This is a genomic window from Neisseria dumasiana (genome assembly GCF_022870885.1).
In the GTDB taxonomy this organism is placed as follows: domain Bacteria; phylum Pseudomonadota; class Gammaproteobacteria; order Burkholderiales; family Neisseriaceae; genus Neisseria; species Neisseria dumasiana.
The window spans coordinates 120,068-134,248 of record NZ_CP091509.1 but is presented as its reverse complement, the minus strand read 5'-3'; the positions used below and the strand labels follow the sequence as shown (position 1 = coordinate 134,248).

The window sequence follows — 14,181 nt, the reverse complement described above, 5'->3', positions numbered from 1 at the left end:
TTCGATAGGGTTCGTGCACGCTTTTCAGACGGCCTTGATGCCTGTCTGAAAAGAACGGTTAGACCGCTCAATACTTCATCAATAACCGCCGTCATACTCGGGCTTGACCCGAGTATCTTGGCTTTCAGTCGGTTCGGGGATATTCGGGTCAAGCCCGGGTATGGCGGTTATTCATGTTCAGAGGGCCTCTTGTTTCGAGCAGGCCGTCTGAACATGCCGCTTAAGTCAATACGGTTAAGAAACGCTCGTTGAGCACGCGGTCGTGGTAGAAAATGGCTTTACCCAGCTTATCCACATCCCAAGTAACGGGCGGGTGGTCGGGATAATAGTAATCGCCGCCCGCAAACACTTCGTTGCGGTTGCCGGAGGGGTCGAAGAAATAAATCGTCTGCCCGTGGGTTAAGCCGTGGCGGGTCGGGCCGATGTCGATGGAGGTATCGGTCATGGAGATTAAATCGCCTGCCAACAGCACGTCGTTCCATGTTTCCAAGTAAAACGAAGCATGGTGGAATTTGCCTTTTTCGGGGTGGCGGATAAAAGCCACGTCGTGCGCTTTCATCGAGCAGGTTAAAAACTGTGCGGCCCGCGCGCCCTCGGGCGTAACCACCTGCTCGGCCAAACCGAAACCCAACACTTGTGTGAACAGATCAAACGTGCGGTCGAGATCGTCGCCGTAAAGCAGGCAGTGGTCGAAACGGGTGGCCTTCATGCCTTTCAAATCGCGCGGCCACGCTTCGGGGTTGTGGTTGCTCACACCGTATTTGCCCGGTTGGTCTTTGGTGGCAAACAGCTCGAACACATGCCCTGTGGGCGCGGTAAAACGCACGCGGCGGCCGCAGCCTTTCAGTTCGCCGGCGGGGATGTCGTGCACGTCCAAACCGCCGAAATCAACCAGCTCTTGGCGCAGTTGGTCTAAGGTGGCTTCGTCAACCACTTTAAACGCCATGAAATCCATACCGGCTTCGTCTGCCTCGCGCAGCACCACCGAAAAACTGTCTATTTCCGTCCAGCCTTTAAAATAGCGGCGACCCTGCCCGTCGGTGCCGACGGGAATCAAGCCCAACAAGTCGCCGTAATGTTTCACGGCTTCATCCATATCCAATACCCGGATTTGCACATGGCCGGGGCGCATCACACCTTTTCTCATCTTCTTTCTCCTTATTTGTATCCAGCAAACAATCTAAAAACGCCATAACGGGCGAACCGATACGCAACCCAAGCGGCTTGAAGCGGCGGTTACGCAAACGGGTTGTAGGGAGTGCAAGGCTTTTCGCTCACCACTTCCATATCGCTTTCGGGAAACACCCGGCAGGCCAAAACCACGCCTTGCGCCAAGTCTTGCTCGTTGATATGGGTTTTGCTCATGGCCTTTTTGCGGTAGCTGCCCGACACGATGCGGATTCTGCACACGCCGCACCCGCCGCCGCGGCAACCGACGGCAATCGGCGGCTGCCCGTTGCGCTCCGAGGCAACCAGCAGGCTTTGCCCTTCTTCAACCGTGATATTGCGTAAACAGCAATCCGAATCGATTTGCTCTTTGATACATACCGTGTAGCACATCACCCCACCTCCTTGCTGCTTGGGTGGTTTCAGACGGCCTCCATGCCGTCTGAACACACTAAGCACCGTCAGCGGCCTTTGGCTTTGGCCGACTCTCCTGCAATACCGAAATGCTGCTTGGGCATTTCGTTAATCAGCACCCGCACCGATTCTTTGGGCGCACCCACGGCGCGGATCATGGCTTCGGTTACTTCGCGGATAACGGCTTCTTTCTGCTCGTCGGTGCGGCCTTCCATCATGTGGACTTGAATAATCGGCATGGTTGTTTCCTTTCTTTAGGTTTATTCAAAACGGCCGCTGATGCTGCCCAAATCTTGGAAATGCACGCAGAACGAGTCGCCTTTTTCCACCTGTACGGCGGCGGTAATCGCGCCGATCATCACAAACGAACCGGCCGGCAGATATTCGCCGCGCTCGGCCAGCATGTTCGCCAGCATGGCCACCGATGCGGCCGGATGCCCCAACACCGCCGCGCCCGCACCAGTCTGCACCACTTTGCCGTTGATTTCCATCACCACACCTAGCGTTTTCAAATCCAATTCGCTTGCGGGTTTGGCGCAGCCGCCGGTAATGAAACGGCTGGAAGAAGAGTTGTCGGCAATCACCGATTTCAAATCGAATTTGAAATCTTTATAGCGCGAGTCAATCACTTCGATGGCGGGCATCACGAAATCGGTGGCGGCCAATACGTCGCCGATGTGGCAGCCGGGGCCGCGCAGGTCGGCTTTGGTTACAAACGCCAGCTCGGCTTCGATTTTGGGGTGGATCAGCTCGTCGTGCTTCACCGCCGCGCCTTCGGGCACGCTGAAATAGTCGGCCAGAAAACCGTAGCAGGGGTGTTCCACGCCCATTTGGCTCATCTTCGCCCATGAGGTCAGCCCCATTTTCATGCCGACGATTTTGTTGCCCCGCGCTTCTTTGCGGCGGCGGATTTCCCATTGGATGTCGAAGGCGTCTTCGTAATCCATATCGGGAAAATCGTCGGTGATTTTGGTCACTTCATAAGCCTGCAATTCGGCGTTTTCCAAATGTTCGGCCAGTTGCTCGATGTGTTCTCTGCTTAATGTGCTCATGCTGTTTTGCCTTTCTGCTTGGCCATGGTGAGTGCCAAATCTTCGATCATGTCTTCCTGCCCGCCGACGGTGCCGCGCTTGCCCAGCTCCACCAAAATTTCGCGGGCAGACACGCCGTATTTGGCTTCGGCGCGTTTGGCAAACAGCAAAAACGACGAATACACGCCCGCATAACCCAGCGTGAGCGCGTTGCGGTCAACGCGGATGGGGTGGTCCATAATCGGCACCACGCGGTCTTCGGCCACGTCCATCAGTTTGAAGAGATCGGTGCCGTGTTCGACGCCCATGCGCTCCAACACCGCCACAAACACTTCCAGCGGCGTATTGCCCGCGCCTGCGCCCAAACCTGCAACCGAACCGTCGATGCGGTTGGCGCCGGCGTGCACGGCGGCCAGCGAGTTGGCAATGCCCATACCGAGGTTGTGATGGCCGTGGAAACCCAACTCGGTTTCAGGCTTCAGGGCTTGGCGCAGTGCACCGATTTTTTCTTCCACTTCTTCGGGCAGCATGTAGCCCGCCGAATCGGTGCAATAGATGCAGTTGGCGCCGTAGCCTTCCATCAGCTTGGCCTGCTCGATCAGTTTGGCGGCGGGCACCATGTGCGCCATCATCAGAAAGCCGACGGTATCCAAGCCCAGCTCGGCGGATTTGGCAATGTGTTGTTGGGAAACATCGGCCTCGGTGCAATGCGTGGCCACGCGGATGCACGACACGCCCAAGTCTTTGGCCATTAAGAGATGGTCAACGGTGCCGATGCCGGGCAACAGCAAGGCCGACACTTTGGCCTGCTTCATTTTGGGAATCACAGCGCCGAGGTATTCTTCGTCGCTGTGGGCGGGAAAGCCGTAGTTGAGCGACGCGCCGCCCAAGCCGTCGCCGTGGGTTACTTCAATCAGCGGCATACCGGCTTCGTCGAGGCCGGTGGCGATGTTCACCATTTCGTCTAACGAAATCTGATGGCGTTTGGCGTGCATGCCGTCGCGCAGGCTCATATCGTGCAGGGTAACTTTTTTACCTTTTAAATCCATGTCGTTCTCCTTAGCGTGCGGGCAAAGTCAACACGCCGTTGGCCGCTTCTTCGGCAAACATTTCGGCGGTGCGCAAACCGGCGGCAGTCATGATGTCGAGATTGCCGGCATAAGGCGGTAGAAAATCGCCCAAGCCCTTCACTTCTACGAAAATCGACACTTTGTTGCCGTCGAACACGGGGCCGTTGACCAGCGTGTAGCCCGGCACATAACGCTGCACTTCGGCCACCATGCGCTGCACCGATTCGGTAATCGCGGCTTGGTCGGGTTCGCTTTCGGTGAGGCAATGGATGGTGTCGCGCATCATCAAAGGCGGTTCGGCCGGATTGATGATGATGATGGCTTTGCCTTTTTTGGCGCCACCCACACTTTCCACGGCCTGCGCGGTGGTGCGGGTGAATTCGTCGATATTGGCGCGGGTGCCGGGGCCGACCGATTTGGACGACACGGTGGCGATGATTTCGCCGTAGCTGACGGGCTGAACGCGGGAAATGGCCGCCACCATCGGAATCGTGGCCTGCCCGCCGCAGGTAACCATGTTGACGTTCATTTCCAGCTTTTCGGCATGGGCTTTGAGATTAACGGGGGGAATGCAGAAAGGGCCGACAGCGGCGGGTGTCAAATCAATCATGATCACGCCCTGCTCGTTGAGCTTGCGGCTGTTTTCGGCGTGGGCATAGGCCGAAGTGGCATCGAAGGCGATGCGGATATCGTCTTCTTTAACAAACGGCAGCAAGCCGTCCACGCCGGTGTCGCTGGTTTTGATGCCCATGTCGCGGGCGCGCTTCAAGCCTTCTGATTGCGGGTCGATGCCGACCATCCACACCGGCTCTATCCACTCGGAACGCTTCATTTTCATCAGTAGGTCGGTGCCGATGTTGCCCGGCCCGATAATGGCCGCTTTTAGTTTTTTACTCACGGCTTTCTCCTCTTATTATCTGGTTGTTCGGCAAGGTTTTCAGACGGCCTGTCTGAACATCTGAACCGTGGTTCAGATTTTTTTGAACAAGGCCGAACGGGTTTGTGTTTCGCTGCCGTCGGCAGCAGTTAAGAAACGCTCCATGTGGATGTCGCGCTCAAACAGGCGGCTCTGCATCAGGGTGGATACGGCCGCTTCGATCATCGGCGGCGGGCCGCACAGATAAGCTTTGTGGCCGCTGCAACGGTTGCTGAAGTAATCGGCCACGGCTTCGTGTACGAAACCGTTGAAGCCTTGCCAGTTTTCTTCGGGCAGGGCGGCGTTCAATGCCGGAATGTAGTGGAAGTTTTCATGCGCTTCGGCCAGCTTTTCAAACCGCTCGCGGTGGTAGAGTTCGGCTACGTTGCGCGCGCCCTGAAACAGGTAAATCCGGCGGCTGTCGCCCGCTTCCAGTAAGTCGAGAATCATGGATTCGGGGCTGGACAAACCCGAACCGCCGGCAATGAAAATCACGTCTTGGTCGTCGGATTTGCGCACGAAGAATTGGCCGTAAGGGCCGGAAAGCGGCAATTCGTCGCCTTCTTTCAGGTTTTCGTGCAGCCAAGTGGTGGCCGCGCCGCCTTCGACTTTGCGCACATGCAGCTCAACCGTGTCGGCCATCGACGGCGGATTGGCAATCGAAAACGCGCGCGTGCCTTCCACGCCCGGCACTTGCAGGTTGATATATTGGCCTGCCTGAAACTGCATGGGCCGGTCGAGCTTCAGCGTAATGCCCAGAATGGTGGGGGAAAGCGGCTCGGCTGCTACTACGGTGGCGGTGTAGTCTTCCACGGGGTAGCCTAAGAAATCGGGATCGACATCAATGTCGGCTTCGATGGTTACGTCCGATTCCGGCATGAAGCAGCAGGCCAAAACCTTGCCCTCGTCGCGCTCGACATCCATCAAGGCAAACGGTGAGGCGTTGCCCAAATCGCCGTAACCGTCGGTTACCTGCACTTTGCAGGTGCCGCAGGTGCCGTGGCCGCAGGCAAAGGGCAGCCACACGCCCTGACGCAGCGCGGCATTCAGAATGGTTTGGCCTTCTTCCACTTCGATCACATCGCCGGTCGGCTCTACTGTTACTTGATAGCTCATTGCACCCTCCTTATCTGCTTATACGCCGCTGCCGTTCCAGCCGTTGAGGCCGGGCGTGTTGAAGCGCAGCAGGGATTTATGGTCGAAACCGAGCTGTTCGAGGGTTTTGCCGTCATCGGGGGCAAGCGCACGGCCGTTCAACTGCCACTCTACATCGTCCCATTTGATGGAATCGAAGTCGGGGTGCTGCGAAAATCCCTGCTTGAGCACGTTTTGGCGGAAATCTTGGAAGGGCATATCGGGCGGCAGGGCGAAAGCCAACGCCGAACAAAACAGCAGGTGTTTGTCCCAGCCGACAAATACTAAAATGTTGCCGCCGAAGTTTTCGCGACGGTCGCGCACTTCGCCGCGGTAATTGCTCACAATGGCTTTGGTAGGCATGGTGTTCTCTCCTTTTATTTATCGGGTTGTGTATGCAGCCTGTTCAGACGGCCTCTGCGTCTGCGGCTGGCCGGTGCGAACAAATCGGGCGGATCAGGCCACGCCTTTCCATTCTTTCCATCTTTGTTCGTCGGGAGAACCTTTCATATCCAAGTTGTCGGCTCCCACATTGAGGCGGTAGTAGTCGCGCAAAATGCTTTCCAAATCGGGGCCGCCGCAGTTGCCTTGGAGAATTTGATGAACCGGCAGCCAGGCCTGTACGAATTTTTCGGGTTCGTCTACAAAAATATCGTGGCAGCCGTCTGAACACATGTGGTAACGCTCGCCTTCAAATTCGGCACTGCGGTAGCTGATTTCGCCGGGGTCGCCGTTCATTTCGGTAAAGCCCATCGGCACTTGGCACACTTGGCAAAGCTGCGGCAGGCCGTTTGAATAGAAGCGTTTGCCTTCGGCTTCCATTTTTTTCGCCAGCTCCCAGCGCGGGCGGTAGTATTTGTCGAAGGTGTTGGGGTATTTCTCGCTCAGCCAATCCAGCTCTTCGTCGGTCGGAATCCAAGTGTGGAAGCCCGCCGCGTGGCCGAAGTTGTAGAAAATCCACCACGCCTGATGCGAGATGTGCTCTTTTTCTTTCTCGATCACATCGCTGTATTTGGGCAGGCGGATGCCGTAGCGCGACAAATCTTTAAACAGTGCGCCGCCGGCTTCTTCAAAATACACTTCCCATGCTTCTTTCCACGACATCACTTTGTTGGGCAGCATGTAATCCATCATCATGGCCACGATAGACAGCAGGCGGGTGCCGCGCCAAAACCATTTGTCGATCCACTTCTGCACGATGGGCAGGTTGTCTTCGTGCTGTTCCAACAGGAATTTGATGATTTCGAGGCCGAGCGTCATGTGGCGGGCTTCGTCGGATTGCGCGCTGAAACCGAAGGTAACGGTAGCCATGTCGCCGTTGTGCGCCGCGCCCGACATAAACGGCACAAACAACAGATTGGTCAGCACATATTCAAACGAGAAGCTGATGGCCAGCAAAAACTCAAACGGCCCTGCCGAACGGGCGTCTTCGAAGAACGATTTGGGCACGGAGAGATACCACACGCGGTCGTGCATGTGGCTCCAGTCTTGGAAACCGTCGAAATATTTGTTGTAGTGGCTCATGGCGTGGATTTGGGTTTGCACATGGCGCAATTCGTCGATCGACTGCATTTGCGAGGCAATGCGCGCCCCGATGCCGCCGAACTGGCGGCCTACATGGGCATAACCTTGATAAGCCTGATATTCGAGCGGGGTAACGCCGGTCAGGAAGATTTTGATGGCGTTCACATAGCGCGGATCCGAGATATTCAACTGGCCGTTGTTTTGGGCAAACGCATCAAAAATGGCATACAGTTTTTTCTCTTTTTCGGCCTGATATTTCCAATAGGCATCCATAGTGAGGCGGAACGGGTCTTCCCATTTCGACCAATCGGTGATTTTGATGCCTTCGAAGTCTTCATACGGAAACGCTTCTTTGCGGTCTTGATAGGAAAAATCCCAATCCAAATCGCGGGTAAGCAAGCGGTATTTGTCTTTTAAATTCAGTTTAGCCATGGGGTGTCTCCTCGTTATTTTTTCTAGCGGCTTGTTGTATACCGGCGGTTTCAGCGGTTCCAGCTTAACGTGAGGCTTTCGTCGTCTTCGTCCACATTGCCGCCGATGGTAACCAGATTCAGATGCAGCTCTTGCACCTCCCAACTTTGCCCCAGCTTTTCTTCTACCGTGGCTTTGTTCACCACCAACTTGCCTTCGCATTCCATACGGATCATGGCAGGCTGGTAGATCACCACCACATCGGGATTGTCCTGTTCGACGGCTTCAACGATATAGCGGGAAGTGTCGTTGTCTTGCAGAGCGAGATAAACTTTTGACATGCTTTATTCTCCTTTCGCCGTCAGGCCGATTTTGGCCGCACGTTTGGCCATTTCGCCGTTAACCGTTTCCACCACCGCACCGCCGTCTTCAAACAAAGCGTCGATTAACGGGCGGTAGGCTTGTGTGGTTTTTTCCTGCCATTTTTCCACCCAGCCGCTCATCAGGGCGCGGTTGGATTCGTTTTCGGCAGCTATGGTTTTCAAAACGTTGTCTGCCCAACCCGCTTGGTCTTTCAGGCAGAGCTGCATAAATTCGGTGAGCATGGAAATATCGCGAGCATTGTTCTCCAGCAGCCATTGGTCGAGCTTTTGGTAAAACACCACGTTAACCAAGGTATCGGCCACCAGATTTTGGGCAACAAACAATTCGCCCCAATCTTTATGCACCAGCATTTCTTCGCACAACGCCCGCACGCCTTGCCAAGCAGGGTCTTCCATCCAGATTTTTTTGGCACGGGCCAGCGATTCGCCGCTGTTTTCGTCGAGCATCAAACCTATGCGCGACAAATATTGCGCCATACCCAAACGGTCCATAGCGGCATACAGGCAAGCCTGAGTCAACGCCGTTCCGTAGCCGTAAGCCGAGCCGGACATCATGTTCAGATTGGCGGTCTGCTCCACATGCCGCAAAGGCAGCAGGCTGAAAATAATTTGAGATTGGATATCGGGGTCGATGAGTTTGCCCAATCCGCGCTTTTCAAAAAACGCATAATTGTTCTCGGCCGCATCCTGCATCTTGGCGCGGTTCTGCACATAGGCACTGTAAAAAAACTGGCGCGGGTCTTTTAAAACATACCAATCCTGCATGGTCAGCGCGGTATGGCCGGGGTCGTTGAGTTCTTTTTCGGGCATCCATAACGGACGGTAATGGAAATTGGCTGTCGCCTGCGCATCATAAGTGGCCTCTTGATAACGGGAGGCCGGCTTGTTGCCGAACCGCCGCTCCACATTGGCAAATGTTTGGCGAACCGGTTCGATGGTGGCGGTTTTGATTTCTAAAGTCATCTGTGTTTCTCCTTAAATTTGCGCCTTGTTATTGGCCGGTTTCTGTTCCGTAACGCCATTTGGCTGCTTCTTGATCGTTTTTTTGGGATTGCTCTTCGCTCATGTGAACCACTTGGTTGCGCTTGCAAAACTCTTCAAAACAAGACTGGGGCATGATGAGTTCGACAAACAGCGAGGGGTCGTTAATGGCAAAATCAAACTCGACAAAACGCGCATCCGGCTCGCTGCGAACGCGGATGTATTTCACAAAATTCGATGGTGCGGCAGAAGGAGTGTGCATATCGTGCCTTTCTTTTCCGACAGCTTTTTAGAAAACGCATATCTTTTCATATAGCACACACCGTGCCAAAACATGATTAAAAATATAATTTATTGATTTTTATCAAATAAAAAAATTAAACCTAATAAGAAACAGAAACGGCACCCTTTAATTTTTTATCATTTGATAAAATCGCACCAAACAGATGTGATCAAATGATGAAATTTTTAAACAACTTGATTTTTAAGAAAATATTAAAGAGAATGAGATTATCTTGAGAAACTGCCCGTTCGGGCGTCCGGCAGATTTTTTTAATGATAAAAGCGATAAATGGCAAACAGGCTTAAAAACTTAAGTAACGTTTACTTTTTTCACAATAAACATTAATGTTTTTATATGTAAATTAAATGTAAATGGCAAAAACCATGTTGCACAAACTGACGGCAACTTGTTAAGTTACCTAAACATTTATCAATAAATGACACACAAGGAATATGAATTATTCGCAAAACATTAGCAAAAAACCGAGCATTTAAACGCCTAGAAAAAAATCATAACAAAATCGGGAAATATATTAATAAAAACATAATCCGCAAGGCACCGCTACTAATGAGGAACGCTATGAGGAATAAGGAACAGAACCTACCCGGCCAAGATCTTATCGATGCCATCAAATTCGATGTGGACAACGGAAAAATCTGGTTTTACGAGCAGAGGATGCTGTTAAGCCATGCCTACGCTTTGTGGCTGTTCCGTGAGGATTTGGTCGAATCTCTCGGTTTGGAAAGTGCCAAACGCTTTTTTATGCGTTACGGTTATTATGCGGGTGTGCAAGATGCGGAAATTGCCAAAAAAATCCGCCCCGGCAGCAGCCTGCGCGAAGCGTTTTTGGCAGGCCCGCAACTGCACAGCATACGCGGCATGGTAAAAGTTACGCCGGTGGAATTGGAACTTTGCGCCGAAAAAGGGCGGTTTTACGGAGTATTCCAATGGGAAGGTTCGTTTGAAGTGGCTTACCACAAAAAGAAATACGGCATCAGCAAAGAGCCGGTTTGCTGGGCTTTGCTGGGCTATGCCAGCGGTTATTCGAGCTACTTTATGGGGATTCCGATTGCGTTCAAAGAAACCCAATGCGAATCGATGGGGCACGCATGCTGCCTGATTACCGGCAAGCCGATGAGCGAATGGGAAGACACAACCGATTTGGAGCGTTCCATGCTGCCCGACCCTGTGTCTGAAGAGCTTTTCGGCCTGCGTCACGAACTCGATATGCTCAAAAACCGCAAACTCAACGATTTGCTCAAAGAAGGCAATTATTTCGATGTGATCGGCGAATCACCTGCATTCCGCCAAGTCTGCCATATGCTGCGTAAAGCGGCGCAGAGCAAGGTAACGGTTTTGCTCGAAGGTGAAACCGGCGTCGGCAAAGAAGCTTTCGCCAAAGGGCTGCATGTGGCCAGCAACCGCAGCGGACAACCGTTTGTTGCCGTCAACTGCGCGTGCATTCCTCCCGATTTGATCGAATCGGAGCTGTTCGGCGTCGAACGCGGCGCATTTACCGGCGCAGGCCAGAGCAAGCCCGGAAAATTCGAACGGGCCGACAAAGGCACGATTTTTCTCGACGAAGTGGTGGAGCTTTCACCCAGAGCGCAGGCGGCCTTGCTGCGTGTTTTGCAGGAAGGCGAGCTGGAGCGCGTAGGCGGCACGCAAGTGCGTAAAATCGATGTCAGGGTGGTTGCCGCTACCAACGAAACGCTGGCCGACGCAGTCGCCGCAGGCAAGTTCCGTGCCGACCTCTACTACCGCCTGAACACTTTCCCCGTGTATATCCCGCCCTTGCGCGAAAGGCATCAAGATATTCCGCTGCTGATCAAATACTTTCTCGAAAAATACAGTGCCGAGCATCAAAAACGCATTTTGGGCATCAGCGACCAAGGGCGCGAACTGCTGCTGCAACACCAATGGCCGGGCAACATCCGCGAGCTGGAAAACGTCATCGAACGCGGCGTTATCCTTACCGAACACAATCACGTTATCGAAGCACAAAACCTGTTTCCCAATTTCAAACCCGTATCCGGCAACTTTGGTATTTCAGACGGCACCTTGTCCGCTCCTGCGGCTGCGGCACCGCAAGGCGGCCGCCATGCCTATATACAGCAATTGCTCGAGCAGGGGTTCGATTTGGAAGAATGGATTGCCGACATTCTTCGGGAAGCCGTCGTACAAAGCAAAGGCAACATCTCCGAAGCCTCCCGAAAACTGAATATCAGCCGGGCAACGCTGGCTTACCAGCTGAAAAAATACAATCTGCCTGTCAAATAAACTGAAACCTTTGTAAAAACCCTGCCTGTATCTTTTTCTTTGCCGCGGCCGTCTGAAAAATGTTTTCAGACGGCCTCATAATCAATCAGCATCAATCAGCTTAAAAATAGTACACCCGTCATAGTCGGGCCAAACCCGAGCAGGACACTTTAGGTTATTAAAGTCAGGTTGGCCGGCTGTATATTATGCAGGGCGGGCATCCCTGCCTGCCGGCACGCCGAGCAAGCGGTTTCACCATAGCGTATAATCCCCGCTTCCACCCCATTCAAGAGCATTCGACCATGCCCGATCTGTCGGCTTTTCAAAACGACCCTGTTATGCAGCGCATCCGTGCCGCACAGCCAGTATGTTGGCACAATCCGCACACCGCCCCGTTTGCCGAAGCTTTAAGCGACGTAGGGCTTACCCGCAGCGACGTTGATGATGCCGCCGCACGCTTACAGCGGTTCGCACCTTATATCAGCCAAGCCTTTCCCGAAACCGCCGCTTCAGACGGCATCATCGAAAGCCCCCTGTACCGCGTAGCCTCTTTACAGCAGGCGGCAGGTTATTCAGACGGCCTGCTGTATATCAAAGCCGACAACGAACTGCCCGTATCCGGCTCAATCAAAGCACGCGGCGGCATTTACGAAGTGCTGCAACACGCCGAACAACTGGCACTCACGCACGGCCTGATCGACACCGCCGGCCATTACACCCAGCTCGGCTCACCGGCGGCACGCAAACTGTTTGCACGCCATACCGTTGCCGTCGGCTCTACCGGCAATCTCGGCCTTTCCATCGGCATCATGGCCGCCAAACTCGGCTTTTGCGCCGCCGTACACATGTCGGCAGATGCCCGGCAATGGAAAAAAGACAAACTGCGCGCCGCAGGCGTTGAAGTGTTCGAATACACCGGCGATTACGGCCAAGCCGTAGCCGCAGGGCGCAAACAGGCCGAAGCCGACCCCTTGTGCTATTTTGTTGACGATGAAAACTCACGCCATCTCTTTCTCGGTTACGCCGTAGCCGCAGGCCGTCTGAAAAAACAGTTTGAACAGGCCGGCATCACCATCAACCGCGAACGCCCCCTATATGTTTATCTACCGTGCGGCGTAGGCGGCGGCCCCGGCGGCGTAGCATTCGGCCTGAAGCTCGCATTCGGCGACAACGTACACTGCATATTCGCCGAGCCCGTGCAGTCTCCCTGCATGTTACTGGGCGTGTACACCGGCCTGCACGAGCGCATCAGCGTACAAGACATCGGCTTAAACAACCGCACCGCCGCCGACGGCCTGGCCGTAGGCCGTCCTTCCGGCTTCGTCGGCCGCGCCATGCAACGCTCGCTAAACGCCTTTTATACGGTAGAAGACAGCGAACTCTTCCGCTGGCTGCGTCTCGCCCATGAAACCGAAGGGCTGAAACTCGAACCTTCCGCATGCGCCGGTTTCGCCGGATTGCGCCATTTCCGCCACCCCGACGCCATACATCTCGTATGGGCAACCGGCGGCAACATGGTTCCCGAAGAAATATTTGCCGAATATCTCGCACAAGATTAAAGAGATAACATACAATCCGAAACTTTCGCACCGCCCGCAACAAGCCCGTCGAAGCTCAAAGTATGCCGCCGTTCAATCGGCAAAGCGGTTTGATAATCCATCCGCAGATGCAAAACAAAAGCACAACACGCTTGAACGCCTGCGAAAACAACGTAAAACAATTTAACTAACCATTCCCCCAAACATCAGGCCGTCTGAACACACCTTTCAGACGGCCTGCACACCGAAACCACCCAAACAACATGACCGGATTCTTTACCCTGTTTAAAAAAGAAGTCTTACGCTTCTGGAAAGTAGGCCTGCAAACCGTTGCCGCCCCCATGCTCACCGCCCTGCTCTACCAAATGATATTCTCCCATGCCGTCGGCAGGCATATCGAAGCCCTGCCCGACGTTGCCTACAACGCCTTCCTGATTCCCGGGCTGGCCATGATGAGCATGACCCAAAACGCCTTTGCCAACGCCTCCAGCAGCCTGATCCAATCACGGCTCACCGGCAATCTCGTCTTCATTCTGCTGCCGCCGCTGCCCGTTTCCGCCTTTTTTTCCGCCTACGTCGGCGCCGCCGTCTTGCGCGGCCTGCTCGTCGGCATCGGCGTCATCGCCGTTACCGCCCCCTTCGGCCTGCCCATGCCGCACAACATCTTATGGATCGCCGCCTTCGCCCTGCTCGGCTGCGCCATCATGGGCATGCTCGGGCTGCTGGCAGGCATCGTCGCCGAAAAATTCGACCAACTCGCCATGTTTCAAAACTTTCTCATCATGCCGCTCACCTTCCTTTCCGGCGTGTTCTACTCCATCAACAGCCTGCCCGAATTTTGGCGCAACGTAAGCCACCTCAACCCCGTGTTCTACATGATAGACGGCTTCCGCTACGGCTTTTTCGGCGTCAGCGACACCTCGCCCTGGCTGTCGGCCGCCGTAGTCGGCAGCGTCTCATTAGGCTTGGCAATATTCGTACTCGCCGTTTTAAAATCCGGCTGGAAGCTGCGCAGTTGAAAGCATGAAACCTTTGCAAAACCCTCGGATGGGGGGGGGGTGCAAAGGTTT

General features: G+C 54.2%; 15 protein-coding genes. 3 read left to right on the top strand and 12 right to left on the bottom strand.

Annotated features, from left to right (window positions below; genetic code table 11):
* Positions 1 to 220 precede the first annotated feature (220 nt).
* The 12 genes from LVJ88_RS00600 to LVJ88_RS00545 all read right to left on the bottom strand — a co-directional run bounded on the left by LVJ88_RS00600 (position 221) and on the right by LVJ88_RS00545 (position 9,293).
* Positions 221 to 1,147, bottom strand: a complete 927-nt coding sequence (locus tag LVJ88_RS00600) for a catechol 2,3-dioxygenase (RefSeq protein ID WP_085418589.1) — start codon at positions 1,145 to 1,147, stop codon at positions 221 to 223.
* Positions 1,148 to 1,236: 89 nt separating this feature from the next.
* On the bottom strand, positions 1,237 to 1,617 hold the full coding sequence (locus LVJ88_RS00595; RefSeq protein WP_233127602.1) for a 2Fe-2S iron-sulfur cluster-binding protein: 381 nt from the start codon (positions 1,615 to 1,617) through the stop codon (positions 1,237 to 1,239).
* Between the two features lie 11 nt (positions 1,618 to 1,628).
* Positions 1,629 to 1,820, bottom strand: a complete 192-nt coding sequence (locus LVJ88_RS00590; protein WP_054600024.1) for a 4-oxalocrotonate tautomerase — start codon at positions 1,818 to 1,820, stop codon at positions 1,629 to 1,631.
* A gap of 21 nt (positions 1,821 to 1,841) precedes the next feature.
* Positions 1,842 to 2,633 carry a 2-oxo-3-hexenedioate decarboxylase gene (dmpH, locus tag LVJ88_RS00585; RefSeq protein ID WP_085360801.1) on the bottom strand — a complete coding sequence of 264 codons (792 nt, stop codon included), beginning with the start codon at positions 2,631 to 2,633 and terminating at the stop codon, positions 1,842 to 1,844.
* Positions 2,630 to 3,661, bottom strand: coding sequence for a 4-hydroxy-2-oxovalerate aldolase (dmpG, locus tag LVJ88_RS00580; RefSeq protein ID WP_054600022.1), 1,032 nt, complete (start codon positions 3,659 to 3,661; stop codon positions 2,630 to 2,632). The genes dmpH and dmpG overlap by 4 nt, the downstream gene beginning before the upstream one ends.
* 10 nt (positions 3,662 to 3,671) lie before the next feature.
* Positions 3,672 to 4,580 carry an acetaldehyde dehydrogenase (acetylating) gene (locus LVJ88_RS00575; RefSeq protein WP_085418588.1) on the bottom strand — a complete coding sequence of 303 codons (909 nt, stop codon included), beginning with the start codon at positions 4,578 to 4,580 and terminating at the stop codon, positions 3,672 to 3,674.
* Between the two features lie 72 nt (positions 4,581 to 4,652).
* On the bottom strand, positions 4,653 to 5,714 hold the full coding sequence (locus LVJ88_RS00570) for an NADH:ubiquinone reductase (Na(+)-transporting) subunit F (RefSeq protein WP_085418587.1): 1,062 nt from the start codon (positions 5,712 to 5,714) through the stop codon (positions 4,653 to 4,655).
* Between the two features lie 18 nt (positions 5,715 to 5,732).
* Positions 5,733 to 6,095, bottom strand: coding sequence for a phenol hydroxylase subunit P4 (locus tag LVJ88_RS00565; protein WP_054600019.1), 363 nt, complete (start codon positions 6,093 to 6,095; stop codon positions 5,733 to 5,735).
* A 93-nt stretch (positions 6,096 to 6,188) separates the two neighbouring features.
* Entirely contained in the window at positions 6,189 to 7,688 is a 1,500-nt protein-coding gene (locus tag LVJ88_RS00560) for an aromatic/alkene/methane monooxygenase hydroxylase/oxygenase subunit alpha (RefSeq protein ID WP_054600018.1), read from the bottom strand.
* A 50-nt stretch (positions 7,689 to 7,738) separates the two neighbouring features.
* Complete coding sequence (locus tag LVJ88_RS00555) at positions 7,739 to 8,008, bottom strand: MmoB/DmpM family protein (protein ID WP_054600017.1); 270 nt, start codon at positions 8,006 to 8,008, stop codon at positions 7,739 to 7,741.
* A 3-nt stretch (positions 8,009 to 8,011) separates the two neighbouring features.
* The gene (locus LVJ88_RS00550) at positions 8,012 to 9,013 is read right to left on the bottom strand and encodes an aromatic/alkene monooxygenase hydroxylase subunit beta (RefSeq protein WP_085418586.1); all 1,002 of its coding nucleotides are present in this window, start codon (positions 9,011 to 9,013) and stop codon (positions 8,012 to 8,014) included.
* Positions 9,014 to 9,041: 28 nt separating this feature from the next.
* Entirely contained in the window at positions 9,042 to 9,293 is a 252-nt protein-coding gene (locus tag LVJ88_RS00545) for a phenol hydroxylase subunit (RefSeq protein ID WP_054600015.1), read from the bottom strand.
* A gap of 600 nt (positions 9,294 to 9,893) precedes the next feature.
* Between LVJ88_RS00545 and LVJ88_RS00540 the strand changes: the two genes are divergently transcribed.
* The 3 genes from LVJ88_RS00540 (at position 9,894) to LVJ88_RS00530 (ending at position 14,130) form a co-directional block, all read left to right on the top strand.
* Complete coding sequence (locus LVJ88_RS00540; protein WP_085418585.1) at positions 9,894 to 11,594, top strand: sigma-54-dependent Fis family transcriptional regulator; 1,701 nt, start codon at positions 9,894 to 9,896, stop codon at positions 11,592 to 11,594.
* Positions 11,595 to 11,779: 185 nt separating this feature from the next.
* A complete protein-coding gene (locus LVJ88_RS00535; protein WP_269844491.1) occupies positions 11,780 to 13,132 on the top strand; it encodes a D-serine ammonia-lyase in 1,353 nt (450 codons plus the stop codon).
* 242 nt (positions 13,133 to 13,374) lie between these two features.
* Positions 13,375 to 14,130: an ABC transporter permease gene (locus LVJ88_RS00530; RefSeq protein WP_054600013.1), complete on the top strand. Its 756-nt coding sequence runs from the start codon at positions 13,375 to 13,377 to the stop codon at positions 14,128 to 14,130.
* Positions 14,131 to 14,181 lie beyond the last annotated feature (51 nt).

Bases quoted from the DNA above. Each gene is read 5' to 3' on its own strand.
- LVJ88_RS00600 (WP_085418589.1), bottom strand. From the start codon at position 1,147: ATGAGAAAAGGTGTGATGCGCCCCGGCCATGTGCAAATCCGGGTATTG.
- LVJ88_RS00590 (WP_054600024.1), bottom strand. From the start codon at position 1,820: ATGCCGATTATTCAAGTCCACATGATGGAAGGCCGCACCGACGAGCAG.
- dmpH (WP_085360801.1), bottom strand. From the start codon at position 2,633: ATGAGCACATTAAGCAGAGAACACATCGAGCAACTGGCCGAACATTTG.
- dmpG (WP_054600022.1), bottom strand. From the start codon at position 3,661: ATGGATTTAAAAGGTAAAAAAGTTACCCTGCACGATATGAGCCTGCGC.
- LVJ88_RS00570 (WP_085418587.1), bottom strand. From the start codon at position 5,714: ATGAGCTATCAAGTAACAGTAGAGCCGACCGGCGATGTGATCGAAGTG.
- LVJ88_RS00565 (WP_054600019.1), bottom strand. From the start codon at position 6,095: ATGCCTACCAAAGCCATTGTGAGCAATTACCGCGGCGAAGTGCGCGAC.
- LVJ88_RS00560 (WP_054600018.1), bottom strand. From the start codon at position 7,688: ATGGCTAAACTGAATTTAAAAGACAAATACCGCTTGCTTACCCGCGAT.
- LVJ88_RS00555 (WP_054600017.1), bottom strand. From the start codon at position 8,008: ATGTCAAAAGTTTATCTCGCTCTGCAAGACAACGACACTTCCCGCTAT.
- LVJ88_RS00550 (WP_085418586.1), bottom strand. From the start codon at position 9,013: ATGACTTTAGAAATCAAAACCGCCACCATCGAACCGGTTCGCCAAACA.
- LVJ88_RS00545 (WP_054600015.1), bottom strand. From the start codon at position 9,293: ATGCACACTCCTTCTGCCGCACCATCGAATTTTGTGAAATACATCCGC.
- LVJ88_RS00540 (WP_085418585.1), top strand. From the start codon at position 9,894: ATGAGGAATAAGGAACAGAACCTACCCGGCCAAGATCTTATCGATGCC.
- LVJ88_RS00535 (WP_269844491.1), top strand. From the start codon at position 11,780: ATGCAGGGCGGGCATCCCTGCCTGCCGGCACGCCGAGCAAGCGGTTTC.
- LVJ88_RS00530 (WP_054600013.1), top strand. From the start codon at position 13,375: ATGACCGGATTCTTTACCCTGTTTAAAAAAGAAGTCTTACGCTTCTGG.